A 26,105-nucleotide genomic window follows, 5' to 3' on the forward strand; every position below is an offset into this window, starting at 1 on the left:
GTTTTCCTCGATTTACTTGTCCGGACTGTCGATGGTCAGCTGCTGCAGCGCAGTGGCAGTGCTGGCCAAGGGTTGGCTGCGGCCGATCCACTCGCCAGCGGTCGGAAGACCTGCCCGGGATATGCGCGCAACCAGTTGGACTTCGGGGAAGTTCGACAGTTTCAACTGCGGCATCATCGCGTCCGCATCGCCCAGTTCGACGGTGACTGGCAGTTCGGCGACGGTCACGCGTTTGGCCGCCAGCGGTGCAGGCGGGCCGGAGACGGCGCGGGCAAAAATGAACACGCTGTCGGTGGGCAGGGCTCTGGCCTTCACCTCGGCGGACAAATCCACACGGACTTTCAGAACAGCCTTGGGCGCTTGAGCGACAGTACCACCGCTCTCCCTGAGCTTTTCCGCCGCTCGGTCGATACCACCTTGCAGCGCGACCCGGGAATTGTCTTCCGGTGGCAGCTGCGCCAACAGACGGTTCCAATAGTCGATGGCGTCCTGATAACGCTGGCCTTCAAAGGCGGCAATACCCAACAGGCCAAGGCTGGTGACTTCCTTGGGGTCCAGCTTCAAGGCTTCATCGGTCAGCGCCTGCACCTTGGGCGACCACTGCTTGTTGTCGGCAAAGTACTGCGCCTGCGCCCACTGGCCGAGCAGTTCCGGCTGGCGGCCGGCCAAAGCCACGGTGCGCTCGAAGACTTTCGCCGCATCGGCGGAACGGTCCTGGGCCATGTAGGCGCGACCGAGGAAGTACAAGCCTTCCGGCGAATCCGGCTGGGCAGCGGCGGCGCGTTCCAGGCGCTGGGTCATGTCTTGCATGGACACCGGCGGCTGGGAGAATTCGCGGGTCAGCTCGACCTTGTCACTGGCCCCGTAATGCAGGTACAGCGTAACGCCCAGGACCGGCACCAGAAACGCCGCCAAAAACGGCAACGGTTTGCCCAGGCGCGATTCGCGAGGCTTTTCCACGCCTTCGGTATCGGCCAGCAGTTCACGGGCCGCTTCGGCGCGGCCGGTGTCGAGTTGCGCGGCATTCAGCACGCCTTCGTCCTGCTGCACTTGCAGCTCGGCGACGCGTTCCTGGTAAAGCGCCACGTTGAGCGCGGTGCGGTCCTCTTCACGCTGGGCGCGGCGGCCGCGCAATACAGGGATCAACAGGAAACTCAGGGCAATCAGGAGCAGCAACCCTGCTGCGAGCCAAAAATCAATCATCAGTCTTGGTGTCCAGCAATTGGTCGAGGCGTTTGCGCTCTTCAGGGGATAACGCGTCGGAGCCATCGGTAGGCGCGGCGCGGCGGCGGCGGACGATCACGGCCATGACCACCACACCGGCCAGCAACAGCCCGGCTGGGCCGAACCAGAGCAGCGCGGTCTTGCCGGTGAGGGCCGGTTTGTAGCGCACGAAATCACCGTAGCGGTCGACCATGAAGTCGATGATCTGCTGGTTGTCCTTGCCCTCCCCCAGCATGCGGAAAATCTCTTTGCGCAGGTCGGCGGCAATCGGCGCGTTGGAATCGGCGATGTCCTGGTTCTGGCACTTGGGGCAACGCAGTTCCTTGGTCAGTTCGCGAAAACGCTCACGATCACCGTCCTTGGCGAATTCGTAGGTGTCGATGGCAGCGTGGGCTACGTCGGCCAATCCGAGAGCGAGAACAGCAGCGGCTAACAGACGCTTCATGGCTTGGCCTCATCGACCAGCGCCTGGTACTTGGCGGCCAGTTGCTCGCGCCACACTACTTCGTCGATCACGCCGACGTATTTGTCGCGGATCACACCTTTGGCATCAATGAAGAAGGTTTCCGGGGCGCCGTACACGCCGAGGTTCAAACCGAGGTTGCCGTCTTCATCGCGGATATCCATCAGGTAGGGGTTGTGGAACTCCGCCAGCCACTTCAAGGCCGCCGCATTGTCGTCCTTGTAGTTGATGCCGTAGATCACCACGCCCTTCTCGGCGAGTTTGTTCAGCACCGGGTGCTCGACGCGGCACGAGATGCACCAGGTCGCCCACACGTTGACCAGCGCCGGCTTGCCCAGCAGGTCGGCCTGGGTCAGGGTCTTGTCGCCCTGCACGGTTTTCAGGCTGAACGCCGGGAATGGCTTGCCGATCATCGCTGAAGGCAGCTCGGCCGGGTCCAGGTACAAGCCGCGATACAAAAACACCGCCACCACCAGAAAGGCCGCCAGCGGTAACACCATCAACCAACGCTTCATGCCGGCGCTCCTTGCAGGCCGAGGGCTTCACGCACGCGGCTTTTTACTTTGACCCGATAACGCCGGTCCAGCGCGGCCAGCAAACCACCAACGCCGGTGAGCAACCCACCGAACCAGATCCAGCGCACAAACGGTTTGACGTGCACGCGCACCGCCCAGGCGCCGTCGCCCAGGGGTTCACCGAGCGCCACATACAGGTCGCGGGTGAAACCGGCGTCGATGCCCGCTTCGGTCATCATTGAGCTTTGCACGGTGTACAGGCGTTTCTCCGGGTGCAGCACGGCCACTTCCTTGCCATTGCGCACCACGCGGATGGTGCCTTTGTCCGACGTGAAGTTCGGACCTTCAAAGTGCTTGGCGCCTTCAAAGATGAAGTGGTAACCGGCCAGGTCCATGGACTCACCGGGTGCCAGGCGCAGGTCGCGCTCGGCGCTGTTCTGGCTGGAGAGCACCACGCCGAGGGCGCACACCGCGATGCCGAGGTGCGCGACCTGCATGCCCCAATAGCTGCGGGTCAATGTCGGCAAGCCTTTGATCAGGCCTTTGTGGCGGGTTTTGTCGACAATGTCGCGCACGCCGGCCAGCAACACCCAGGCGGCGAGCAGGAAGGTCGCGAGCACCGCCCAGTTGAAGTCGCCGTAGGCAAAGCCTGCGATCACCGCCAAGGCCACACTGCCCAGCAGCACCGGCATCAGCATGCCCGCCAGCCATTTCACCGGGGTGTCTTTCCAGCGCACCAATACGCCGACTGCCATCACCACCATCAGCAGGCCCATCAGCGGGATAAACAACGCGTTGAAGTATGGCGGGCCCACCGACAGCTTGGCGCCGCTCAGCGCGTCCAGCACCAGCGGGTACAAGGTACCGAGCAGGATCATCGACGCGGCCACCACCAGCACCAGGTTATTGCCCAGCAACAGGGTTTCACGCGACCACAGGTTGAAGCCGACCTGGCTCTTGACCACCGGCGCGCGCAACGCAAACAGGGTGAGCGAGCCACCGACCACAAACAGCAGGAAGATCAGGATGAACACCCCGCGCGCCGGGTCGGACGCAAACGCATGCACCGACGTCAGCACGCCCGAACGCACCAGGAACGTGCCAAGCAAACTGAGGGAAAACGCGGCGATGGCCAGCAACACGGTCCAGCTCTTGAACACACCGCGTTTTTCGGTGACAGCCAGCGAGTGAATCAGCGCGGTGCCCACCAGCCACGGCATGAACGAGGCGTTTTCGACCGGGTCCCAGAACCACCAGCCGCCCCAGCCGAGTTCGTAATAGGCCCACCACGAGCCCAAGGTGATGCCGATACCGAGAAAGGCCCAGGCGACGATGGTCCACGGCCGCGACCAGCGCGCCCACGCCGCATCGAGGCGCCCGCCGAGCAAGGCGGCGATGGCGAAGGCAAAGGCCACCGAGAAACCCACGTAACCCATGTAGAGCATCGGCGGGTGCACGATCAGGCCGATGTCTTGCAACAAGGGGTTGAGGTCATGCCCGTCCACCGGGATCTGCGGCAGGATGCGGCTGAATGGGTTGGAGGTCATGATCAGGAACAGCAGAAAGCCGATGCTGATCATGCCCATCACCGCCAGCACCCGCGCCAGCATGACTTGCGGCAGTTGGCGCGAGAACACCGACACGGCGAAGGTCCAGCCGCCAAGAATCAAGGCCCACAACAGCAACGAACCTTCGTGGGCGCCCCACACGGCGCTGAATTTGTAGTACCAGGGCAGCGCGCTGTTGGAGTTGTTGGCGACGTAGGCGACAGAAAAGTCATCAGTCATGAAGGCGTAGGTCAGGCAACCAAACGCGAACAGCAAAAAGGCAAACTGGCCCCAGGCGGCCGGCTGGGCCAGGCTCATCCACAGGCGGTCGCCGCGCCAGGCGCCAAGCAAGGGCACCACGGCCTGGACGACGGCAAAGCACAAGGCGAGGATCATCGCCAACTGGCCCAGCTCGGGAATAAACAGTGCGGACGTCATCAACTTAGCCCTCCTTTGCCGGGGTTGGAGCGGGTTGGCCGCTGTCTTTCAGGGCCTTGGTGACTTCCGGCGGCATGTATTTCTCATCGTGCTTGGCCAGCACTTCATCGGCGACCACCACGCCGTCGGCATTGAGCTTGCCGAGGGCGACGATGCCCTGGCCTTCGCGGAACAGGTCCGGGAGGATGCCGCGATAGGTAATGGTCACAGCCTTGTTGAAGTCGGTGACCACGAAGGTGACGTCGAGGGAATCGCCGGAACGCTTGAGCGAGCCCTTCTCCACCATGCCGCCCGCGCGAATGCGCGTGTCTACCGGCGCTTCGCCGTTGGCGATCTGGGTCGGGGTGTAGAACAGGTTGATGTTCTCCCGCAGGGCGCTCATCGCCAGGCCCACGGCAACACTCACACCGACCAGGATGGCCAGGATGATCAACAGACGCTTTCTACGCAGCGGATTCACTTATCGGTCTCCCGGCGCAAACGACGCGCCTCTTGTTGCAGGTAACGCTTGCGGGCCAGGATCGGCGCGGCGACGTTGAGGGCCAGCACCGCCAGGCAGATGCCATAGGCCGTCCAGACGTACAGGCCGTGGTGGCCCATGGCGAGAAAATCACTGAAAGAGTTGAAACTCATCCCCGCGCTCCCAGGCTGTTTTGCACTTCGGCCTTGACCCAGCTGGTGCGGGCTTCACGCTTGAGCACTTCCAGACGCATGCGCATCAGCAGCACGGCGCCGAAGAAGCAGTAGAACCCCAGCACCATCAGCAGCAGCGGCGCCCACATTTCCACGGGCATCGCCGGTTTTTCGGTAAGGGTGAACGTGGCGCCCTGGTGCAGGGTGTTCCACCACTGCACCGAGTATTTGATGATCGGGATGTTGATCACGCCGACAATCGCCAGCACCGCGCAGGCCTTCGCGGCGCTGTCGCGGTTGCTGATGGCATTGCCCAGGGCGATCAGGCCGAAGTACAGAAACAGCAGGATCAGCATCGAGGTCAGGCGCGCGTCCCACACCCACCATGAACCCCAGGTCGGCTTGCCCCAGATGGCGCCGGTGACCAGCGCCACGGCGGTCATCCACGCGCCGATGGGCGCGGCGCATTGCAGGGCGACGTCGGCCAGTTTCATCTTCCACACCAGCCCGACCACGCCGCACACGGCCAGCATCACGTAGCAGGACTGCGCCAGCATCGCGGCGGGCACGTGGATATAGATGATGCGAAAGCTGTTGCCTTGCTGGTAGTCCGGCGGTGCGAAGGCCAGGCCCCAGACCAGGCCGATGCCGATCAGCAACACGGCGGCAATGCTCAACCACGGCAGCAGCTTGGCGCTGATGCCGTAAAACCATTTGGGCGAGCCGAGCTTGTGAAACCAGGTCCAGTTCATTGCTGTTTCCATCACGGTGGTTTCTCGTCTTGGCGAGAAACTCAGGGTCTTTACTGGTTAATAACGCTTAACCAGACCTCATTATTCGCCGACGCTGATCTTCAGGCCAGCCGCTATAGCAAAGGGTGTCAGGGTTACCGCCAGGGCGGTCAGGCTGCCAAGCCACAGGAGGTAACCGGTCGCCGGCATGCCCATGAGCGCGGCCTGCAAGGCGCCGCTGCCCAGGATCAACACCGGGATATACAAAGGCAGAATCAGCAGGGCCAGCAACAGGCCGCCCCGCTTCAAACCGACGGTCAACGCTGCGCCCACCGCCCCCAACAGGCTGAGCACCGGCGTACCGAGCAACAAGGACAGCAACAATACCGGCAGGCATTCGACGGGCAAGCCCAGCATCATCGCCAGCAACGGTGAGAGCAAGACTAGCGCCAAGCCGGAAAAAGCCCAGTGTGCCAGTACCTTGGCCAGAACCAGAAGTGGCAGCGGGTGCGACGAAAGGACCCACTGTTCGAGGGAACCGTCTTCGAAATCGCTGCGAAACAGCCCGTCCAGCGAGAGCAGCACCGATAAAAGCGCCGCGACCCACACTAATCCTGGGGACAAGGTTTGCAACAGTTTAGTCTCGGGACCGACCGCCAACGGGAACAAGGCGATGACGATGGCAAAGAACACCAGCGGATTGGCCAATTCAGCCGGGCGACGGCACAACAGCCGTGCTTCACGGGCGACCAGCAGCGCGAACACACTCATAGCGACCACCGGCCCAAATCCAGATCACGGTAACCGGCGGGCATGCGCGTCAGCGTGTGGTGAGTGGTAAGCACCACTGAACCGCCCTGCTCGCAGTGCCGGGCCAGGTGTTCTTCGAGCTGGGCGACGCCTTGTTTGTCGAGGGCAGTGAACGGTTCGTCGAGAATCCACAGCGGCGGGCCCGGCAGGTACAAACGCGCCAGGGCGACGCGGCGCTGCTGGCCGGCGGACAGGGTATGGCAGGGAACATCTTCAAAGCCTTTGAGGCCGACGGCCGCCAGGGCTTGCCAAATGGCATCACGGGAGGCCGGGTGATGCAGGGCGCTGAGCCAACTGAGGTTCTCTTCCGGCGTGAGCACGTCCTTGATGCCGGCGGCGTGGCCGATCCAGATCAGGTTACGGGCCAGTTCGCTGCGTTGTTCGTTGAGCGGCTGGCCGTTGAGCCGCACACCCCCTGCCGTCGGCTGCATCAAACCGGCCAGCAGGCGCAGCAAACTGGTCTTGCCGCTACCGTTGGGGCCGCTGATTTGCACCATGTCGCCGGCCGTCAGACGCAGTTCGAGGTGTTCGAACAGCATCCGCAGGTCGCGTTCACAGGCGAGCGCTACGGCTTCAAGAAGAGGGCTGGTCAAGAGATCGCGGGCCTTTACGGTTCAAGTCGGCGGTGCAGCGGCCGTTATAGAGAGATGCACAATAACGGCTTTGGCGACCGATTTTAGAGAGCTGGATCAAATAGTTGTGAGGTTTTTACCGCTCTCTTTGCAGACGGGCGGCATTATACATGTGATGCCCTACTCTAAAGAGGGCAATTTCCCCAGAGACGATGCGCACGATGACCGGTGAGATCAACCTTCCTACGCTGCCTCCTGCCCCGGCGCCCGGGCCCGCCCCGCTGCCGCCAACCGGCGAGCTGCTCAAACTGCTGGAGCCGCAGGCCGGACTGATCGACCCTGGGAAAACCGCCAACGCCGAGGTGATCGCGCTTAAACAAGGCGGCGATGCGTTTCAGCTGCTGCTCAAATTGACCCTTGAAGGCGGCCGTCAGACCCTGGTGCAAGCCAGCAGCGCCCAGCCTTTGCCGTTGGGCAGCAATGTAGCGGTGAGCCAGACGCCAGCCGGCAACCTGACACTCTCGTTGCAGCAGGCCTTGAGCGCCAACGTGGCTGCCCTCACCCGTATCGACACCACGCAAATGCCGGTGGGGACGCTGTTGCAAGCCAAGGTGCTGACCACCCAGATGTTGCCGCAAGGCACCACGCAACCGGCGATCTACCGCTCGCTGGTGACGGTGCTCAACAACGCCCTCGCCGGCACCACGCTGACGCTGGAAAGCCCGCAGCCACTGCGGGTGGGCAGCTTGCTCAGCGCCGTGGTGCAAAATGCGCAGACCTTGAACTTCGTGCCGTTGAGCGGGCTCAAGGATCAATTGGCCGTGGCCCAACAGCTTTCTACTCAGCAAAGTCGCCAAGGCTCGCTGGACGTGGTTTTCACCGCCCTGCAAAACCTGCCCACCGACGACAGCACGTCCACCGACCTGCGCGCCGCGGCCGCGCGGTTGCTGGCGGCGTTGCCCGACCTGGCACAAGTGAGCAACCCCAAGGTGTTGGCGCAACTGGTACAGAACAGCGGCGCGTTTCTTGAAGCCAAGTTGCTCGCCGGGCAAAACCCGCAAATCCCGCCGCTGGACATGAAAGGCGCGTTGCTGCGCCTGGTCGCCGACTTGCTGCCGGCGCTGCCCAGTGCCACCAATCTCAACGCCATCCTCGCCGCCAATACCCTGGCCCAGGTATTGCCCAATTTTGTGCGTAACCCGCTGAATACGCTCGGCCAGATCGGCGCGCGCCAGGCACCCGCCGGCTTTCCGCTGCCGGATCGGCTGATGCAGCGCCTGGAAGGCGAAAGTGACCTGGAAAACCTGCTGCGCCTGGCCGCCGGTGCGATTTCGCGCTTGCAGAGCCATCAGTTGTCGAGCCTGGAGCAAACCGGCACCACCGCCGATGGCCGCTTGCAAAGCACCTGGCAACTGGAAATTCCCATGCGCACCTTGCAGGACATCGTGCCGTTGCAGGTCAAGTTCCAGCGCGAGGAACCGACGCCGGACAAGGATCAACCCGAACGCAAAGACAAGAAAGACCCCAAGCAGATGCTCTGGCGCGTCGAGTTGGCGTTCGACATGGAGCCGCTGGGGCCATTGCAGGTTCAGGCGCAACTGACCCAGGGCAAACTGTCCAGCCAGCTGTGGGCAACCCGGCCCTTTACCGCCAGTTTGATCGAAAGCCATTTGGGCCATTTGCGCGAGCGCCTGGTGACCTCGGGCCTCAACGTCGGCGACCTGGATTGCCACCTCGGCACCCCACCGCGCGGCCCAAGAACCGGCCTGGAACAACGCTGGGTGGATGAAACCGCATGAAAAATCCGGCCCCACCACGCCAGGCGATTGCCCTCAAGTACGACGGCCAGCAAGCGCCGACCCTGACGGCCAAGGGCGACGATGCCCTGGCCGAAGCCATTTTGAAGCTGGCGCGGGAAAATGAAGTGCCGATCTATGAGAACGCCGAGCTGGTCAAGCTGCTGGCGCGCATGGAGCTGGGCGACAGCATTCCGGAAGAGTTGTACCGCACGGTGGCGGAGATCATTGCCTTTGCGTGGACGCTGAAGGGCAAGTTTCCGGCGGGGTACGACCCGAACGCCGAGCCGGTGGAAAGGGATGTGACTGAGCGCGGGGATGATTACTAGACGCAGACCTCATGCCCCTTGCGGTAAGCGGACATGTTGTGGCGAGCGGGCTTGTCGTGGCGAGCGGGCTTGCCCCGCGTTGGGGCTGCGCAGCAGCCCCAAAACCTCACCGATTACATCTTTCTGAAAAACCGTGGCGTCTGTATCAGGGCCGCTTCGCGCCCCAACGCGGGGCAAGCCCGCTCGCCACAACGAACCCGCTCACCACAGGGAACCCTTCCACATTTAGATCGCTACTGTCAGTTCAGCACTTCGCTCAGCGGAATGAAATTGACGTTGTCGCCGATAGCCAGCGTGGTGCCTTCCAGCACTTCCACAAACCCTTCCGCCCAAGCGGCGCTGCGCAGCACGCCGGAGCTCTGGTTGCGGTAGATGATCGCCTTGCCCTGCTCGATCCGCCCGCGCAGGTATTCGCGGCGGTTGCCCGGCTTGGGCCAGGCGAAACCCACCGGCACTTCGAAACGCAACGGCTCCACCTCTTGCACGCCTTGGCGGCGCAGCAGATAAGGCCGCGCCAGCAACGCAAAGGTCACCAGGGTCGACGCCGGGTTGCCGGGCAGGCCGATCACCGGCACACCGCGAAAATGCCCGAAGGTCAGCGGTTTGCCTGGTTTGATCGCCAGCTTCCACAGGGCCAACTCGCCCTCTTCACGCAGGGCGATGCCGAGAAAGTCAGCCTCGCCCACCGACACTCCACCGGTCGACAGAATCAGGTCGACACTGCCCAGGTCCGCCAGGCGTTTGCGGGTTTTTTCCAGGTCATCCGGCAGAATCCCGGCGTCGATCACCTCGCAGCCCATGCGTGCCAGCCAACTGCACAGCACACGTCGGTTGCTGTTGTAGATCTGCCCCGGGCCGAGCGGCAAACCGGGCTCGATCAACTCGTCGCCAGTGGACAACACGGCCACGCGCACGCGGCGCACCACGTTCAAGCGGTCGTGCCCCAGGGAGGCGGCCAGGCCCAGCTCGATCGGGCCCAGGCGGGTGCCGGCGCTCAACACCAACTCGCCGACGGTGGTTTCCTGGCCTTGCGGGCGGATGTTCTGGCCCACCTGCAAGGGTTCGCTGAAACTCACGCGCTCATCGGCGTGGACCACGGCATTTTCCTGCATCTCTACACAATCGGCGCCTTCCGGCACTGGCGCACCGGTAAAGATGCGCGCGCAGGTGCCGGCGGCCAACGGCTGCGGTGCCTGGCCGGCGAAGATGCGCTGGCTGACGGGCAAGGGCTCGCCGGTCCAGTCCGCCTGGCGCAGGGCGTAACCGTCCATGGCGCTGTTGGGCCAGGGCGGCAAGTCGAGGGTAGAGATCAGGTCGTGCGCGAGCACGCGGCCGTCGCAGTCGGCCAGCGGCACCACGTGCGGCTCACGGATCGGCGCGGCTTCGGCCATGTCCAGCAGTTGGCGCAGCGCGTCTTCCACTGGCATCAGGGCGCCAGTTTTGCCGGGCTTATCCACGGGATTCGCAGGGTTCGGCCTGCTTCAAGTGAGGAACGAAGTTGCACGGGCGATGACGGTTGTCCAGTTGCTCGGCGAGGATGCCGTCCCAGCCGGTACGCACCGCGTTGGTCGAACCCGGCAGGCAACACACCAGCGTGCCATTGGCCAGGCCGGCCAGGGCGCGCGATTGCACGGTGGAGGTGCCGATATCGGCCACGGATATCTGGCGGAACAGCTCGCCAAAGCCGTCGACCTGTTTATCCAACAGGCAGCTCACCGCTTCGGGCGTGCTGTCGCGGCCGGTGAAGCCGGTGCCGCCGGTGATCAGCACCACTTGCACCACGTCTTCGGCGATCCAGTGGGCGACTTTCGCGCGGATTTTGTAGAGGTCGTCCTTGAGCAGCGCGCGCTCGGCCAGGTTGTGGCCGGCGGCGGTCAGGCGGTCGACGAAGACCTGGCCTGAAGTGTCGGTGTCCAGGGTGCGGGTGTCGCTGACAGTCAGCACAGCAATATTCAGGGGTACGAAGGGCGCATCAGCCTTGGCTTTCATGGCTCGGTCCGGTTGTCGAAGGAACAGCCCGATGTTATATCACAGGGCCCTATTTACCTGCCGCAGCGGAACCGCCATGTCTCTCGATTCTTCGCCCCTGCCCTGTTCGATTCTGCTGCTGGCCGGTGGCCGCGGCCAGCGCATGGGTGGTCAGGACAAGGGCCTGCTGCCCTGGCATGGCCAGCCGTTGATTGCCCACCTGCAGCGCCTGACCCGGCCGCTGACGGATGACCTGATTATCTCGTGCAATCGCAACCATGACCTGTACGCGCCCTACGCCGACCAGTTGGTGAGCGACGACAGCCCGGACTTTCCCGGCCCGTTGGCAGGCATTCGCGCCGGGCTGGCCGCCGCGCGCCACGCACAGCTGCTGATCCTGCCCTGCGACGTGCCAAACATTGACGCGGCGCTGCTCGCCGACCTGCGTGAAACTGCACGCCGCACACCGCTGGTGCCGGTGATGGTGCGTCAGGGCGAATTCTGGGAACCCTTGATCTGCATCATCCCGACCCACCTGCAAACCGAGGTAGAACGGGCCTGGGAAGCCGGTGAACGCAGCCCGCGCAAGATTCTGCTGCAACTGGGCGGCGTGGGCCTGGAGTGCCCGGCGAATGACCCGCGCCTGGCCAACCTGAATACACCTGAACTGTTGCACGCAGCCTTCGGCGTGTCAGAATGAACCTCGCACAAGGAACTTTGTCGACGCGCCGCGCGTCACAAGGTCAGCAATTTAAAAGCATTCTCTCGGAGACACACTCATGACTCAACGGACCATCGCCGCTCTCATGCTTGCACTGGGCCTCGCTACTCTCGCCGGTTGCGCCTCGCCTACAGTGATCACCCTGAATGACGGTCGCGAAATCCAGGCCGTCGACACCCCTAAATTCGATAAGGCTTCGGGCTTCTACGAGTTCGAACAACTTGACGGCAAGCAGACCCGCATCAACAAGGATCAGGTTCGCACCGTTAAAGACCTGTAAGTCTTAACGCTGGACCCACAAGGCCCGCCTCGCGCGGGCCTTGTCGTTTGCGGGGTTTACCAGTCGAGGGTGATCCGGCTGCGGAAATCGCGTTGCTCACCGGTGACCGGGTCGATAAACCGCACGCCCTGGGCCAGCAGCTTGAGCGGGTTGGCGTAGTCGTCCTCGGCGTCCTTGATCACGTCGGGGTAGAACGGGTCATTGCAGATACTCGCCCCCAGCGCGGTCATGTGAACGCGCAGCTGGTGCTTCTTGCCGGTCACGGGGAACAGGCCGTAGCGCCACAGGTCGGCGTTTTTCTCACGGACTTCCACCGCCGTCTCGGTGTTGCTGACGCCGGGACCCTCCTGCATGCGAAAGAACGGTTCGCCCTCCACCAGACGGCTTTTGTGAACCATGGGGAAGGTCAAATCAGGCAACGCTGGAGCGATGGCTTCGTAGAATTTGTCGATGCGCCGTGTTGGAAACAGCTGTTGGTAAGCTGAACGGCTCTGCGGGTTGGCCGAGAACAGCGCCAGCCCTGCGGTGTGCCGGTCGATGCGGTGCAAGGGCACCAGAGCAGGGTTATCCAGGCGCCGGATCAAGCGGCGCAACAGGGTCTGTTCAACGTACTCGCCCGCCGGGGTCACCGGGAGAAAATGCGGTTTGTCGGCGACCACCAGGTGCTCGTCGGCATACAGGATGGTTTCCTCAACCGGAATGACCTTTTCATTCGGCACTTCACGGAAGTAGTAAATGCACAGGCCTTGCTTGTAGGCCAAATCCATTCTGATCGGCGTGCCGTTGATGTCGAGTACGCGGCCACGGGCGATGCGGTCCAGCCAGTGCTCGCGGCCAATTGCAGGGAAATGCTCGCACAGACACTCCAGCACCGTCGCCCAATTGCCAGGTGGCAAATACAACGTGCTGGCTTGGTGTTGCGACGCGGAAAAACCGGAAGATGACATGACAATGCTCGAAGCCTGGAAAATCAGGCGGGCATTATCCCGCATGGAGCGCGATGGAGCCTAGGGCGGATCTCAGGCCTTGGCCAATTGCGCGCGCAGGATCGGCGAAGCGCTGGCCGCCTCGGTGAACTCCTTGAGCCAACGCAGTACGTCCACCGCTTCCCAGCGACCCGGATCATAAAGCGCGTACAACAACCCTTGGTAACCCACCACATCCAACTGCTTGTGATAACCGGCGCGCTGGAACAACGCTTCGATCTCGGCAAAGCAGGTATTGAAGTGCACTTTGTTAAACGGCGTCTTGCCTTCCGTGACCAGGCCATCGAGGCGCAGCTCGTTCACCGCGTCGCGCACGACGTCGGCGGACATGCGATTGACGCTGCTTTTCAGTTGTTCAACATTCACCACGGGCGTTCCCTCTATTCAATCGCTGTACAAACATACAGTAACTTAATATTTGGAAACTCGCCATCGGAGAAAGCCTAGGACAGGAAGGCAACAACCTGTCCGGTGTCGAATGGCCAGTCCAGCTCTGCCCCGGTATCCACCCGGCGAAGCACCGGAATCCGCAGGCTGTAGGCGTCGGTCAGGTCATCGGGGTCGGTGATGTCCACCAGTTCCACCAGCAACCCGTGTTCGACGAGCGGCATGATTTCGACTTCGGCAATCTCACAAAGATGGCAACCCAGGGTGCCGAATAACTGGCATTCAGGAAGCATGGCGAATGGGCCTGATCAGGAAACAGGCAATCATTCTAAGCCTGCCAAATACCGGTGGCGAGCGGGGTGATCCGGGTTGATTGGCGAAAGGGCTCAGGCGGCGGGTGTGTTTGTTCGGGTGAACGTGGCTGGCAGATTTTAGGGGCGCTTCGCGCCCCAACGCGGGGCAAGCCCGCTCGCCACAGCAAGCCCGCTCGCCACGACAGGCCCGCTCGCTACAACTCGCCTGCTGGGCATTGAAAGCCTGACCCAGATCACCATGGCCTATAACTGATTCAGCGATTCTCGCGCCTTTTTGTCCGCTCAACCTGCAAGGAAGCTGCCCGTGTTTGCCAATTTGCTGATCATTCTGGCCTCATCCCTGGTGGTGATAGCGCTGTTTCGACGCCTGCAATTGCCGCCCGTGCTGGGTTACCTGTGCGTCGGCCTGGCGGTGGGGCCCACCGCTCTGGACTGGGTGAATGACAGCGAAGAGCTGCCCGACCTTGCCGAACTGGGGGTGGTGTTCCTGCTGTTTTCTTTGGGATTGGAGTTTTCCCTGACCAAGATGCTTGCCCTGCGCAGCGTGGTGTTTGGCTTGGGCAGTTTGCAGGTGCTGGGGTGCGCAGTCTTGCTGGGAGGCCTGTTGATGGGCTTCGGTCTGTCGCCAAGCGTCGCGCTGTTGCTCGGCGCGGGGCTGGCATTGTCCTCCACCGCGATTGTCAGCAAGGAGCTGAGCAGCCTTGGGGAAATCTTCAGCAGCCACGGCCAGAATGCGATTGGCGTGTTGCTGTTCCAGGATGTGGTGGCGGTAATGCTGCTCACGTTGGTGCCGGTGTTTGCCGGCAGCAGCGAACACGCCTGGTATTGGGCGCTGCCGCTGACGCTGGGCAAAACCGTGCTGCTGTTCGTCGGCCTGCTGTTTGCCAGTCGCTGGTTGCTGCCCCGCCTGTTCCACGAAGTTGCCGCGTCCCATTCGGCTGAGCTGTTTGTGCTGTTGGCGCTGGTGATCGTCTTGCTCACCGCCTGGCTCACGCATTTGCTCGGCCTGTCCCCTGCCCTCGGGGCTTTTCTGGCGGGCATGTTGTTGGGCGAAAGCCATTACCGGCATCAGATTGAAGCGGACATACGGCCATTTCGCGACATCCTGCTCGGGCTGTTTTTCGTCAGCATCGGCATGCTTATCGACCTGCAACTGTTTGTCAGCCACAGCCTGCTGATCCTCGGCCTGACCCTCGCGCTGATGCTGATCAAGGGCTGCGTGGTGGCAGCGCTGGTCAAGCTGCGCGGCAGCGACAGTGAAACCGCGTGGCGAAGCGGCCTTGCCCTGGCGCAAGGCGGCGAATTCTGCTTCGCGTTGATGGCGCAGATGCAACAGAGCCGGCTGATCCCGGACGAGTTCAACGGTTTGCTGCTGGCCGCCACCTTCTGCTCGATGCTGCTGACCCCGCTGTTGCTGCGCGCCGCACCGGGCATCGCCCTGCGCCTGCACCGCAAGCCCAACCAACAGGTGCAACTGGAGGAAATCACCGCGCTCAATGCCGAGTTACGTGGCCACGCGGTGATTTGCGGGTATGGCCGCGTCGGGCAATCCATCGGGCGCTTTCTGCGTCGAGAACATCAGGCATTCATCGCCCTGGATGACGACCCCGAGCGCGTGACGCAGGCCGCCACCGAAGACAGCAGCGTGCATTACGGCGACTGCCGCCGTGGGGCGTTGCTCAGTGCGGTCGGCCTGGAGCGCGCGCGGCTGGTGGTGATTGCCGTGGACAACAGCGATGTGGCCCTCACGGTCCTGAAAGAGGCCAGAAGGATCAACCCGCACGTCCCCGTGCTGGTGCGTACGCGCGATGACAGCCAACTGGCCGAGTTGAAAGCGGCGGGCGCCAGCGAAGTGGTGCCCGAGCTACTGGAATCGAGCCTGATGCTCGCTTCCCACGCCTTGATCCTGTTGGGCCTGCCGGACCACCAGGTGCAGGCGCGGGTGGATGAGGTGCGCCAGAACCGTTATCGCCTATTGCACGGCTTTGATGCGCAGACCGAAAAACCGCTCAGTCCTGACTGACCGCTCCAATCTTGTGAATCGACAGGTCCGCGCCGTAGTACTCCTGCTCCTGGCTCAGGCGCAGCCCGTGTACGCGCTTGATCACGCCGTACACCACCAGCCCGCCGACCAGCGCCACCGCCACGCCCAATGCCGTGCCGATCAACTGGCTGATCAGGCTCACGCCGCCCAGGCCGCCAAGGGCCGTCTGGCCAAAGATGCCGCACGCAATGCCGCCCCACACACCGCACAAGCCGTGCAGCGGCCATACACCCAGCACGTCGTCGATCTTCCAGCGATCCTGCGCCGCGATGAAGAACCACACAAACAAACCACCTGCCACCGCACCGGTGACCAGCGCGCCCACCGGGTGCATCAGGTCGGAACCGGCGCAGATCGCCACCAGCCCGGCCAACGGGCCGTTATGCAGGAAGCCTGGGTCATTGCGGCCGATCACCAACGCGGCAACGGTGCCGCCGACCATGGCCATCAACGAGTTCACGGCGACTAGGCCGCTGACGCCATTGAGGGTCTGCGCGCTCATCACGTTGAAGCCGAACCAGCCGACAATCAGGATCCACGAGCCCAGCGCCAGGAACGGAATGCTCGACGGCGCAAAGGCCACCAAGCGCCCTTCCCGGTATCGACCATTGCGCGGTCCCAGCAGCAGCACCGCCGCCAGCGCCAGCCAGCCGCCCATGGCATGCACCACCACGGAACCGGCGAAATCATGGAAGCTGGCACCAAAGGTTGCGAGCAGCCAGGCTTGCAGGCCGAAGTTGCCGTTCCACACCATGCCTTCGAAAAACGGGTAGATAAACGCCACGATCAGCGCGGTGGCACACAGCTGCGGAGCGAACTTGGCGCGCTCGGCAATGCCCCCGGAAATAATCGCCGGAATCGCCGCTGCAAACGTCAGCAGGAAGAAAAACTTCACCAGGCCGTAGCCATGATCCGCGCTGATCACGGCCGCCGGTTGCATGAAGCTCACGCCGTAGGAGATCCAATAGCCTATAAAGAAATAGGCCAGGGTCGAGATGGCGAAGTCGCTGAGGATCTTCGACAAGGCATTCACCTGGTTTTTCTGGCGCACGGTGCCGACTTCCAGGAACGCGAAGCCGGCGTGCATGGCCAAAACCATGACCGCACCGATCAGGATGAACAGGGTGTTGGAGCTGTGAACAAGTGTGTCCACTGCACTTTGCAAATTTTCCATGGAGGTTGGCAGGCCTGCATTAAAGGCAAAAAGCACCAAAGCGGTTCAAGCCAGGGTGTCGCGCACTAAATTGGCGCCACCAGCCCCACCTCTGTGCAGAAGGTGTGAACCGCTTTAGCGCAGCGATCAACACAAAAGGCCGTTGCCGACAGGGTTTTTCCGCGGGTTTTATTTATTTAGGGTAAGGTTTTTCAAGGCATTAGCCTCGGGTCGCCCGGATTCAGCGCATACCCTGGGGCAGGCGCACCAAGGCAAAGCAAAAGCTGTACCAGACAATTGCAGTGAACCTTCACCGTTAGCGGTGACTCGAAAACAAACGTAACGCACCAGACGCACAGATCAGCCAATCACGGAGATAACCATGGCCCGAAGAACTGCAAAGACTGCTCAAGAAATACTGATGGCGGATTTTCAAACCCTGGTCAGTGACACTGAAAGGTTGCTGGACGACACCGCGGTATTGGCCGGCGACCAGGCCGACGAGCTGCGCACCAAGATCCACGACAGCCTGCTCAAGGCCCGCGAAACCCTGCAACTGACCGAAGATTCCCTGCGTGAACGCGGCCAGGCGGCTGTCACCGCCACCGAAGATTACGTGCAAGCCAATCCTTGGCAGTCAGTCGGCATTGCCGCCGGCGTTGGCTTTCTGATCGGTCTGCTGGCTACAAGGCGCTAATACCATGTCTATCGGCGAATCCGGCTCGTCCACGAGCTCAAGCTCCACTTCCCGACGCCTGGGCGCGGCCGTTCTGGGCTTGCTGCACAGCCACGTCGAATTGTTTGGCATCGAGTTGCAGGAGCAGAAATCCCGCACGGTTAGCTTGCTGCTGTTTGCAGGCCTGGCGCTGGTATTTGCCCTGCTGTTACTGGTGGGGTTATCGGCGCTGGTGATGATTCTGGTCTGGGACACCTACCGTCTCACTGGGATTATCAGCCTCTGCGTGTTCTACAGCCTGGCCGCAGCGTTTTGCGGAGTGCGCTTGAAAGCGGCGATATTCGATGAATCCACGCCCTTCCACGCCACCCTCGAAGAGCTGGCCAATGATCGGGAGCGCCTGCTGCCATGAGCATGACTGAAATCCCGCAAAACACCTCCCGTCGGGAAATGCGCAAGGCGTTGATCCGCCTGCGCATGGAAATGCACCGTCAGGAAATCCGCCATGAATCCCATCAACTGATGGTCCCGCTGAACAAAGTGCGTGACCTGCGCCACAACTGGCAGGACAGCCTGGGCATCAAGCACGCGCCGCTGTGGGGCGTGGCCGCGGTGACGCTGATGGGCTTTTTTACCGGCAAGGGCGCCAAGGGCGGCAGTATCAGCAGTGTGACGCGCCTGGTGCGGCTGGGGGCCGGTTTGATCCCGTTGATCAAATTGGCCATGGCAGGGCGCAAGGGTTAAGCGCGACTGGCTGCATTCTTGCAAACAGAATTGGCCCGGCCCTCGTTACTGAGGGCCGGGCCTTTTTTCGCCAGCTCTCTTAAGGAGGCCCCGTGATCGACGGGCAACCGCTCGCCTGCTTCCAGCCATTTATCGACACTGCCACTGGGCGCATCGCCGGCGTCGAGGCACTCGGCCGTCTGCGCCAGGCTGATGGGCGCTTGCTGTCAGTCGGCCCGCTGTTTGCCGACCCGCGCACACCGGGCGTGGCCTTGCGCTGCCTCGACCGACAGATCCGCGACAATGCCTTGAGCCGCCTGCATGAAGCGCCTGCAGACTGGTTTTTGAGCTTGAACATCTCACCCCGCTGGATCAACCGTCTGCGCCCCGGCCAAGCCTTGCCCAGCCTGAAGCAGGTGCATGCGCATGGCGTCGATCCGCAGCGCATTGTGTTCGAGATCACCGAACTGGGCGGAGACATCCAGCGTCTGGCCGAGGTGGTGGCGCGCTATCGTGAGGCCGGTGCACGCATTGCCATCGATGACTTCGGTGCCGGCTACTCCCAGCTTGACCGCGTACTCGCGCTGCAGCCGGATATCCTCAAGCTGGACATGCGCCTGTTCCAGGAAGCCGCCAAGGGCGGACCGAGCAGTGAGATCGTGCGTGCGCTGGCGCAAATGGCCGAGAAGACTGGCTGCTGGATCATCGCCGAGGGCGTGGAAACCGAGGCGCAGCTGAGCTTCGCCCTGGAATGCGGCGCGCGGTATGTGCAGGGTTACCTGTTTGCCCAGGCGCAACTCGACTGGTTCGCCACCGATGCCTTCGTGCCGCAGTTTGCCCGCCTGCGTACGGTTTACGTGCAGCAGAAACTGGCTGAACGCGGCCGCATCATGCAGTTGCGCCTGCAACTGGCCGAACTGATGAAGATCCTGCAGAACTGGGCGCAGGGCCAGGCGCCGCTGGACCAGTTACCTCAATTGCCGGATTTCCCCTGGCTGCTGCGCTTTTATCAGTGCGACCGGCATGGCACCCAGCTGACGCCCAACTTCGAATGGCGCCAGGACGCCTGGCAGGCCGACAGCCGCTACCTGGGGCACAACTGGTCGTGGCGCCCCTACTTCTATCACCTGCTGGCCGAAGGCTGGGAGGAGCGGCGTCTGACCCTCTCTTCGACTTACCGCGACGCCACCACCAATCAGTATTGCCTGACCGCCGGACAATTCTTCGATAACGGTCAGCGTTTGCTGTTAATCGATATAGACGCGGTCGGCTTGTAGATTTTCGCTTGCCCCGGTGCAGCTGAACCGGGAAGCTGGGAGGGTCATTCACCGCACGGAGAGTACCCGCCTTGGATTGGCCCACCCTGCTTACCCGCGAACGTCTTGGAAAGCCTCTGCACAGCCCGGAAGAACTCGGCCGCAGCCCGTTTCACAAAGACCATGACCGCATTATTTTCTCCGGCGCCTTCCGCCGCCTGGGCCGCAAGACCCAAGTGCACCCGGTGTCCAGCAACGATCATATTCATACGCGCCTGACCCACTCGCTGGAAGTCAGTTGCGTCGGCCGTTCGCTCGGCATGCGCGTGGGCGAAACCCTGCGCAGCGCCCTGCCCGACTGGTGCGACCCCAGCGATCTGGGCATGGTCGTGCAATCGGCTTGCCTGGCCCATGACATCGGCAACCCGCCGTTCGGGCATTCCGGCGAAGATGCCATCCGCCACTGGTTCCAACAGGCGGCCGGGCGCGGCTGGCTGGACGACATGAGCAGCGCCGAGCGCAATGATTTCCTCAATTTCGAAGGCAACGCCCAGGGTTTTCGGGTGCTGACCCAGCTTGAGTACCACCAGTTCGACGGCGGCACTCGCCTGACCTATGCCACCCTGGGCACCTACCTGAAATACCCCTGGACCGCCCGCCACGCCGATTCGCTGGGCTACAAGAAGCATAAGTTCGGCTGTTACCAGAGCGAGCTGCCGATCCTTGAGCAGATCGCCCACAGGCTTGGCCTGCCGCAACTGGAAGAACAACGCTGGGCCCGTCACCCGCTGGTGTACCTGATGGAGGCGGCAGACGATATCTGCTACGCCTTGATCGACCTCGAAGACGGCCTGGAAATGGAGTTGCTCGAATACGCCGAGGTCGAGTCGCTGCTGCTCGACCTGGTCGGTGACGACCTGCCCCAGACTTACCGGCAACTGGGCGCACAGGACTCGCGCCGGCGCAAGCTGGCGATTTTGCGCGGCAAGGCCATCGAGCACCTGACCAATGCCGCCGCCCGGGCTTTCGTGGAACAGCAGGATGCCTTACTCGCCGGCACACTGCCGGGCGATCTGGTGGAGCACATGCATGGCCCCGCCAAGCGTTGCGTGCTGGATGCCAAGGACATGGCCCGCAAGAAAATCTTCCAGGACAAGCGCAAGACCCTGCATGAAATCGGCGCCTACACCACCCTGGAAATCCTCTTGAATGCGTTTTGCGGTGCCGCGCTGGAGCAGCATGGCGGGCGCACGCCGTCGTTCAAGAACCGGCGCATCCTCGACCTGCTCGGCAACAGCGCACCGGACCCGGCGTGGCCGTTGCACGCCTCGTTCATGCGCATGGTCGACTTTATTGCCGGCATGACCGACAGCTACGCCACCGAGATGGCGCGGGAGATGACCGGGCGTTCAAGCCCACAATGACGCTTGCGATCACGCCGCCTGTTCCCCGAACAGAATCTGCCTACGACGGGAACAGAGCTGCCTGATCGAATTCGTACACTCATTCAAGGAATAATCACGCCCGCTTCTGGCGGACCTGGCGAGCAATTCCTACGCGCCACCCCATCGACGCTTGACTGACCCGTGTGCCCCTATGCCCAGACACCCTCTTCGAATCCTATTGGTGGAGGATCACCCCTTTCAGCTTCTGGCCACTCAGTGCCTGCTTAACACCTTCGGTTTCGACCACCTGACGCTGGCAGAAAATGCCGAACAGGCGATCCGCGCGATGTCTGAATCCAAAAGGCCGTTTGACCTGATGCTGTGCGACCAATGCCTGCCTGATTTACTCGGCCTGGAGCTGGTGGAAATTGCCAGTCGCCAACACTTTATAACCGGCGCCATCCTGCTGAGCGGGCTGCCTTCCTCGGAACTCTTCAACCTGACCACCCAAGCCCTGCAGCGTGGTTTGCCGCTGCTTGGTTATTTATCCAAACCGCTGAATAAAGACGAACTTGCAAAGTTGATTGCGCCCCTGATCCGATTGTAAATGTAGGACTTTAAACTTCGTCCACCTACGAAAATATACCTGAGCCAATCGCTGAATCGCTGGCACTGCCAATGACCGCACCGATTTAAAACTTGCTTACATCCAGCGTCACAAAGCCTTAACAACTGGTAGGTAACTACCTTTTTTCATGTAGGAATTCTCCTGTTTTATACCTGTTCCCACCATGGTTCATGCTCCTCCCTCTTCTTCTGAGCTAATGTGCCCGCTTTATTTGCACTTGCATGGAATGTGATTATGAACACGGTTTTTATCATTGATGACCACCCCGTTATCAGGCTGGCGATCCGCATGTTGCTGGAACATGAGGGTTATAAAGTCGTCGGTGAAACGGACAACGGTTGTGATGCGATACAAATGGTTCGCGAATGCCTGCCGGACTTGATCATTCTGGATATCAGCATTCCCAAACTTGACGGCCTCGAAGTGCTGTGCCGGTTCAACGCCATGAACACATCGATGAAAACCCTGATTCTGACCGCTCAGAGCCCGACGCTGTTTGCCACCCGCTGCATGCGCTCGGGCGCGGATGGCTATGTGTGCAAGGAAGGCGACCTCAGCGAACTGCTGAGTGCCATCCGCGCCGTGCTGTCGGGTTATAACTATTTTCCCAGCCAGGCCCTCAATGGTAATGCAGACGGCACAGACACGCTGGAACTTGAACTGTTTAAAACCGTGAACGACCGGGAACTGATGGTATTACAACTTTTCGCACAAGGTCGCACCAATAAGGAAATCGCCAAAGGGATGTTTCTAAGTAACAAAACAGTAAGCACTTACAAAAAAAGGCTAATGCAAAAACTTAAAGCCAAGTCCTTGGTAGAACTTATCGAGATGGCAAAACGAAACGCGCTAGTGTGAGAAAGCGGATGCCCAGCCGTATAAAGGACTATTTGATTATATTAATCGCCGGTGTGTGTTTCAGCACGACGGTGCCTGCGGACCCCGCTCCCGGCCCGGAACACTTCACGCTGTTGAGCCGTGCAAGTGCGGTACAACTGGATGTTCAACTGGACAAGGCCCAGCGCCAGTGGTTACAGAACAAACGCGAGCTGGTGCTCGGCACTTCGGCACCGGACTACCCGCCCTTCGACCTGACCTCCAGCGGCCGCGACTACGAGGGCCTGACCGCCGATTACGCAGGGCTGTTGGCCCAAGCCCTGGCATTGCCCGTGAAGGTGGTGCGCTACCCCACCCGAGAAGCATCGATCCACGCGCTTGAAACAGGCGAAATCGACCTGTTGGGCTCCTCCAACGGCTTTGAAGCCGCCAACCCGAATCTCATCCTGTCGCAGCCATACGCGGTGGACCAACCCGTACTCGTGACCCGTGAGGGGGAAAACTACAATCTGGGCAATGGGCTGGCCGGACTGCGCTTGAGCCTGGTCTACCACTACCTGCCGTTGAATGAAGTGCAGAAGCTGTACCCAAAGGCCAACATCCGCGCCTATCCCTCGTACCAAAACGCCTTGAATGCGGTGGCGTTCGACCAGGCCGACGTGTTTTTGGGCGATACCATTTCCACCCATTACATGATCAACAAGGGCTACCTGAAAAACATCCGCATGGCCAACTTCGGCAAGCATGAAGCCTATGGCTTCAGCTTTGCGCTGCGCCAGGAACAGCGCACTTTGCTGAGCATCGTCGACTCGGTGCTGGCCGCCATCCCCATCAATGAACGCGACAGCATCGCCAAGCGCTGGAGCGCCGGCAGCGATATCTTGCTGACCGACAAGAAGCTGCAACTGACTCAGCGCGAAGAGCGTTGGCTCAAAGACCATCCGGTGGTAACAGTCGTCGTCAATGAGACCTTCGCACCGCTGACGTTTTTCGACGCCGAAGGCAATTTTCGCGGCATCACCGCAGACTTGCTGGAACTGATACGCCTGCGCACCGGGTTACGTTTCAAGATCCTGCGCAGTCGCGAAGTCAACGCGATGATCGAACAGGTCACCACCGGGAAAGCCGATATCATCGGGGCCATTGTCCCCAGCGTTGAACGGGAGGCTTCGCTGAGTTTCAGTCGCCCTTACCTGGAAAACTCCTACGTCCTGCTGACCCGCAAAGAGCCCGGCGCGCCCTCGAACCTGGAGCAGATGACAGGCAAGCGCCTGGCTATCACCGTGGGCAACCCACTGGAAAAAATCCTCACGCAGGACTTCCCGCAGATTCGCCTGGTGGAGGTCGGCGACACTTTCAAAGCATCCGAAATGCTGGCCCAAGGCAATGTGGAAGGTGCCGTCAACTCGCTGGTGATCGCCAACTACTTCCTGTCCTCGCAGGTTTTCCAGGACAAACTGCAGATCAGCACCAGTATCGGCACCCTTCCCGCCACGTTCGCCCTGGCGACGCCACGCCGCGCCGTCGAACTGAGTTCAATCCTGGACAAGGCCCTGCTGAGCATTGCTCCGGACGAAATGGGCGTGATCAACAGTCGCTGGCGCGGCTACACCGCCGCCTCCGACAGTTACTGGCGCAACTACCACCAGTTGATCGCGCAAATCATCGTTGGCACCGGGCTGTTGCTGCTGATTTCACTGACCTGGAACGCCCACATGCGCCGCCAGATCAAGCATCGGAAAATGGCCGAGCGCGCCCTCAACGATCAGTTCGAGTTCATGCGCGCACTGGTCAACGAAACCCCGCACCCGATCTATGTGCGTGATCGAAACGGCCTGTTGCAAACCTGTAATGACAGTTACTTGCAGGTCTTCGGCGTCAAGCGTGAAGACGTGATCGGCAAGAGCGTGATCCAGATGGACATGGCCCGGGAATCGGAGGCGGCGCAATACCACGCGGACTACCAGCAAGTCGTGGCGCAAGGCAACACGCTGATTCTCGACCGCACCCTGCACCTGCATGGAAAAAAACTGACGATCTATCACTGGATTCTTCCCTACCGTGACTCCGTTGGTGAAGTCCAGGGCATCATTGGGGGCTGGATCGACATCAGTGAGCGGCGCCAGCTGTTCGACGAGTTGCGCGCCGCCAAGGAACGCGCCGATGAAGCGAACCGGGCCAAAAGTACTTTCCTCGCCACCATGAGTCATGAAATCCGCACGCCGATGAACGCCGTGATTGGCATGCTGGAGTTGACCCTCAAGCGGGCTGACCAGGGCCATCTCGACCGCCCGGCCATTGAAGTGGCCTACAACTCGGCCAAAGACCTGCTGGAATTGATCGGCGATATTCTGGACATCGCGCGCATCGAGTCCGGCCGTTTGAGCCTGGCGCCGGAGCGTGTGAACCTGCGCGAAGTCATCGAGTCGGTGGTGCGCGTGTTCGATGGCCTGGCACGGCAGAAAACCCTCAGCCTGCTGCTGGAGTTCAAGCCCGAGCTGGATGACACCGAGGTGCTGATCGACCCGTTACGCTTCAAACAGGTGCTGTCCAACCTGGTGAGTAATGCGATCAAGTTCACCGAGCGCGGGCGGGTGCACATCAAAGTGGACGTGCAACCCACCGATCAACCGCAGCAGGTCGAGATGAAACTGGTGGTCGAGGACACCGGCATTGGTATCAGTCGCGACGACCAGCTGCGCCTGTTCGAGCCGTTTGCCCAGGCCGACAACTCCGGGCACCTGGCCAGGAGCGGTGCCGGCCTGGGGCTGGTGATCTGCCGAAGCCTGTGCGCAATGATGGGCGGGCAACTGAGCCTGAGCAGTGTGCCGATGGTGGGCACCCAAGTGCATGTCAACTTGAAAATGCCCCGCCTGCAGCCGGTCCAGCCCGCGGGCGAACTCAAACCCGCGCCCCCGGCGCTTGCGCCGGTGCTCAACGTACTGGTGGTGGATGACCATCCCGCGAACCGCCTGCTGATGTGTCAGCAACTGGGTTATCTGGGCCATCAGTTCACCGCAGCCCAGCACGGTGCCGCCGGCTTCAAGGCATGGCGTCAGGAACGCTTCGACCTGGTCATCGCCGACTGCAACATGCCGATCATGAACGGCTACGAATTGACCCGCTCGATCCGTGAGTATGAACAGCGCGAACAGCTGCCGGCCTGCGTCGTGCTGGGCTTCACCGCCAATGCCCAGCCGGAAGAGAAACTGCGTTGCGCGCAAGCGGGCATGAACGACTGCCTGTTCAAGCCAATCAGCCTGACGGTGCTGGAGCGGCAACTGGCGCAGATCGGCCAGCCACCCGGCGGTGTGAGGCTCGACCTCAGCAGCCTGGAGGCGCTGACGGGCGGCGACCCACAGCTGAGTCGCCGCCTGCTTGAAGAATTGCTTAACAGCAGCCGTCATGACCGTCAGGAACTGACCGCCATGTTGGCGCAACAGGCATCGCCCCAGGCCATCATTGACCAGGCCCACAAGATCAAGGGAGCTGCGCGCATCGTGCAGGCCGCTGCGCTGGCCGGCGAATGTGAAGCGCTGGAGCACGCCTGCGCCCAGGGTGAGGATCGGCCGAAGATCGAAACCGGCATCAAGAGCCTGGAAAAATGCATGCTTGAATTGGAGAGGATGCTGCAGATGCGCCTTAATGAACTGGACGTGCAATAGGCAGGGCGAGTGTTTGCACTCCCC

General features: G+C 61.6%; 28 protein-coding genes. 13 read left to right on the top strand and 15 right to left on the bottom strand.

Going from position 1 to position 26,105, the window contains the following annotated elements; all coding sequences use genetic code 11:
* Positions 1 to 12: 12 nt before the first annotated feature.
* From ccmI to ccmA, 9 genes are all read right to left on the bottom strand, one after another.
* Positions 13 to 1,203, bottom strand: a complete 1,191-nt coding sequence (ccmI, locus tag ACP7B3_RS13465) for a c-type cytochrome biogenesis protein CcmI (RefSeq protein ID WP_426179129.1) — start codon at positions 1,201 to 1,203, stop codon at positions 13 to 15.
* The gene (locus ACP7B3_RS13470; RefSeq protein WP_426179130.1) at positions 1,196 to 1,669 is read right to left on the bottom strand and encodes a cytochrome c-type biogenesis protein; all 474 of its coding nucleotides are present in this window, start codon (positions 1,667 to 1,669) and stop codon (positions 1,196 to 1,198) included. Before ACP7B3_RS13470 ends, ccmI begins: the two co-directional genes overlap by 8 nt.
* Positions 1,666 to 2,202 (bottom strand): DsbE family thiol:disulfide interchange protein, encoded by a 537-nt coding sequence (locus ACP7B3_RS13475; RefSeq protein WP_119739509.1) that lies wholly within the window; start codon positions 2,200 to 2,202, stop codon positions 1,666 to 1,668. The genes ACP7B3_RS13470 and ACP7B3_RS13475 overlap by 4 nt, the downstream gene beginning before the upstream one ends.
* Entirely contained in the window at positions 2,199 to 4,187 is a 1,989-nt protein-coding gene (locus ACP7B3_RS13480) for a heme lyase CcmF/NrfE family subunit (protein WP_169368564.1), read from the bottom strand. Before ACP7B3_RS13480 ends, ACP7B3_RS13475 begins: the two co-directional genes overlap by 4 nt.
* 4 nt (positions 4,188 to 4,191) lie before the next feature.
* Positions 4,192 to 4,647 (bottom strand): cytochrome c maturation protein CcmE, encoded by a 456-nt coding sequence (ccmE, locus tag ACP7B3_RS13485; RefSeq protein ID WP_106576791.1) that lies wholly within the window; start codon positions 4,645 to 4,647, stop codon positions 4,192 to 4,194.
* A complete protein-coding gene (gene ccmD / locus ACP7B3_RS13490; protein WP_106576792.1) occupies positions 4,644 to 4,820 on the bottom strand; it encodes a heme exporter protein CcmD in 177 nt (58 codons plus the stop codon). Before ccmD ends, ccmE begins: the two co-directional genes overlap by 4 nt.
* On the bottom strand, positions 4,817 to 5,572 hold the full coding sequence (locus ACP7B3_RS13495; RefSeq protein WP_145165067.1) for a heme ABC transporter permease: 756 nt from the start codon (positions 5,570 to 5,572) through the stop codon (positions 4,817 to 4,819). The genes ccmD and ACP7B3_RS13495 overlap by 4 nt, the downstream gene beginning before the upstream one ends.
* Before the next feature lie 81 nt (positions 5,573 to 5,653).
* Positions 5,654 to 6,322 carry a heme exporter protein CcmB gene (gene ccmB, locus ACP7B3_RS13500; RefSeq protein WP_003189951.1) on the bottom strand — a complete coding sequence of 223 codons (669 nt, stop codon included), beginning with the start codon at positions 6,320 to 6,322 and terminating at the stop codon, positions 5,654 to 5,656.
* Positions 6,319 to 6,954 (bottom strand): cytochrome c biogenesis heme-transporting ATPase CcmA, encoded by a 636-nt coding sequence (gene ccmA / locus ACP7B3_RS13505; protein ID WP_426179134.1) that lies wholly within the window; start codon positions 6,952 to 6,954, stop codon positions 6,319 to 6,321. The genes ccmB and ccmA overlap by 4 nt, the downstream gene beginning before the upstream one ends.
* 200 nt (positions 6,955 to 7,154) lie before the next feature.
* Here ccmA and ACP7B3_RS13510 point away from each other — a divergent pair, with 200 nt between their 5' ends.
* The gene (locus ACP7B3_RS13510) at positions 7,155 to 8,732 is read left to right on the top strand and encodes a flagellar hook-length control protein FliK (protein ID WP_426179136.1); all 1,578 of its coding nucleotides are present in this window, start codon (positions 7,155 to 7,157) and stop codon (positions 8,730 to 8,732) included.
* The gene (locus ACP7B3_RS13515) at positions 8,729 to 9,058 is read left to right on the top strand and encodes an EscU/YscU/HrcU family type III secretion system export apparatus switch protein (protein ID WP_242193754.1); all 330 of its coding nucleotides are present in this window, start codon (positions 8,729 to 8,731) and stop codon (positions 9,056 to 9,058) included. The genes ACP7B3_RS13510 and ACP7B3_RS13515 overlap by 4 nt, the downstream gene beginning before the upstream one ends.
* 239 nt (positions 9,059 to 9,297) lie before the next feature.
* On the opposite strand, the gene glp is transcribed toward ACP7B3_RS13515, so the two are convergent.
* Complete coding sequence (gene glp / locus ACP7B3_RS13520; protein WP_426179138.1) at positions 9,298 to 10,485, bottom strand: gephyrin-like molybdotransferase Glp; 1,188 nt, start codon at positions 10,483 to 10,485, stop codon at positions 9,298 to 9,300.
* Positions 10,486 to 10,507: 22 nt separating this feature from the next.
* The gene (moaB, locus tag ACP7B3_RS13525) at positions 10,508 to 11,047 is read right to left on the bottom strand and encodes a molybdenum cofactor biosynthesis protein B (RefSeq protein ID WP_242193761.1); all 540 of its coding nucleotides are present in this window, start codon (positions 11,045 to 11,047) and stop codon (positions 10,508 to 10,510) included.
* A gap of 76 nt (positions 11,048 to 11,123) precedes the next feature.
* On the opposite strand from moaB, the gene mobA reads away from it, so the two are divergent.
* Both mobA and ACP7B3_RS13535 read left to right on the top strand, forming a co-directional pair.
* Positions 11,124 to 11,726: a molybdenum cofactor guanylyltransferase MobA gene (gene mobA / locus ACP7B3_RS13530; RefSeq protein WP_426179141.1), complete on the top strand. Its 603-nt coding sequence runs from the start codon at positions 11,124 to 11,126 to the stop codon at positions 11,724 to 11,726.
* A 79-nt stretch (positions 11,727 to 11,805) separates the two neighbouring features.
* Entirely contained in the window at positions 11,806 to 12,027 is a 222-nt protein-coding gene (locus ACP7B3_RS13535) for a YgdI/YgdR family lipoprotein (RefSeq protein WP_065901933.1), read from the top strand.
* Positions 12,028 to 12,083: 56 nt separating this feature from the next.
* On the opposite strand, the gene ACP7B3_RS13540 is transcribed toward ACP7B3_RS13535, so the two are convergent.
* The 3 genes from ACP7B3_RS13540 to ACP7B3_RS13550 all read right to left on the bottom strand — a co-directional run bounded on the left by ACP7B3_RS13540 (position 12,084) and on the right by ACP7B3_RS13550 (position 13,693).
* Positions 12,084 to 12,974, bottom strand: coding sequence for a pseudouridine synthase (locus tag ACP7B3_RS13540; protein WP_426179143.1), 891 nt, complete (start codon positions 12,972 to 12,974; stop codon positions 12,084 to 12,086).
* A gap of 72 nt (positions 12,975 to 13,046) precedes the next feature.
* Positions 13,047 to 13,382, bottom strand: a complete 336-nt coding sequence (locus tag ACP7B3_RS13545) for a hypothetical protein (RefSeq protein ID WP_017529348.1) — start codon at positions 13,380 to 13,382, stop codon at positions 13,047 to 13,049.
* A gap of 74 nt (positions 13,383 to 13,456) precedes the next feature.
* Positions 13,457 to 13,693 (bottom strand): glutaredoxin family protein, encoded by a 237-nt coding sequence (locus tag ACP7B3_RS13550; RefSeq protein WP_145165084.1) that lies wholly within the window; start codon positions 13,691 to 13,693, stop codon positions 13,457 to 13,459.
* Positions 13,694 to 14,018: 325 nt separating this feature from the next.
* Here ACP7B3_RS13550 and ACP7B3_RS13555 point away from each other — a divergent pair, with 325 nt between their 5' ends.
* A complete protein-coding gene (locus ACP7B3_RS13555; protein ID WP_426179145.1) occupies positions 14,019 to 15,737 on the top strand; it encodes a cation:proton antiporter in 1,719 nt (572 codons plus the stop codon).
* Here the strand turns inward: ACP7B3_RS13555 and ACP7B3_RS13560 are convergent.
* On the bottom strand, positions 15,724 to 16,932 hold the full coding sequence (locus tag ACP7B3_RS13560; RefSeq protein WP_145165088.1) for an ammonium transporter: 1,209 nt from the start codon (positions 16,930 to 16,932) through the stop codon (positions 15,724 to 15,726). The genes ACP7B3_RS13555 and ACP7B3_RS13560 overlap by 14 nt on opposite strands.
* 361 nt (positions 16,933 to 17,293) lie before the next feature.
* On the opposite strand from ACP7B3_RS13560, the gene ACP7B3_RS13565 reads away from it, so the two are divergent.
* The 8 genes from ACP7B3_RS13565 (at position 17,294) to ACP7B3_RS13600 (ending at position 26,081) form a co-directional block, all read left to right on the top strand.
* Positions 17,294 to 17,608, top strand: a complete 315-nt coding sequence (locus ACP7B3_RS13565) for a DUF883 family protein (RefSeq protein ID WP_106576799.1) — start codon at positions 17,294 to 17,296, stop codon at positions 17,606 to 17,608.
* Between the two features lie 4 nt (positions 17,609 to 17,612).
* Positions 17,613 to 17,999, top strand: coding sequence for a phage holin family protein (locus ACP7B3_RS13570; RefSeq protein WP_064451560.1), 387 nt, complete (start codon positions 17,613 to 17,615; stop codon positions 17,997 to 17,999).
* A complete protein-coding gene (locus tag ACP7B3_RS13575; protein WP_145165090.1) occupies positions 17,996 to 18,331 on the top strand; it encodes a hypothetical protein in 336 nt (111 codons plus the stop codon). The genes ACP7B3_RS13570 and ACP7B3_RS13575 overlap by 4 nt, the downstream gene beginning before the upstream one ends.
* 92 nt (positions 18,332 to 18,423) lie before the next feature.
* Positions 18,424 to 19,587, top strand: coding sequence for an EAL domain-containing protein (locus tag ACP7B3_RS13580; protein WP_145165092.1), 1,164 nt, complete (start codon positions 18,424 to 18,426; stop codon positions 19,585 to 19,587).
* Positions 19,588 to 19,658: 71 nt separating this feature from the next.
* The gene (locus ACP7B3_RS13585; RefSeq protein ID WP_426179149.1) at positions 19,659 to 20,990 is read left to right on the top strand and encodes a deoxyguanosinetriphosphate triphosphohydrolase; all 1,332 of its coding nucleotides are present in this window, start codon (positions 19,659 to 19,661) and stop codon (positions 20,988 to 20,990) included.
* A gap of 172 nt (positions 20,991 to 21,162) precedes the next feature.
* Entirely contained in the window at positions 21,163 to 21,558 is a 396-nt protein-coding gene (locus ACP7B3_RS13590; RefSeq protein ID WP_145165094.1) for a response regulator, read from the top strand.
* Between the two features lie 255 nt (positions 21,559 to 21,813).
* Positions 21,814 to 22,437 carry a response regulator transcription factor gene (locus ACP7B3_RS13595; RefSeq protein ID WP_106576804.1) on the top strand — a complete coding sequence of 208 codons (624 nt, stop codon included), beginning with the start codon at positions 21,814 to 21,816 and terminating at the stop codon, positions 22,435 to 22,437.
* An 8-nt stretch (positions 22,438 to 22,445) separates the two neighbouring features.
* A complete protein-coding gene (locus tag ACP7B3_RS13600; RefSeq protein ID WP_426179152.1) occupies positions 22,446 to 26,081 on the top strand; it encodes a transporter substrate-binding domain-containing protein in 3,636 nt (1,211 codons plus the stop codon).
* Positions 26,082 to 26,105: the final 24 nt, after the last annotated feature.

It is taken from the genome of Pseudomonas sp. TWRC1-2 (assembly GCF_049896685.1).
GTDB lineage: Bacteria > Pseudomonadota > Gammaproteobacteria > Pseudomonadales > Pseudomonadaceae > Aquipseudomonas.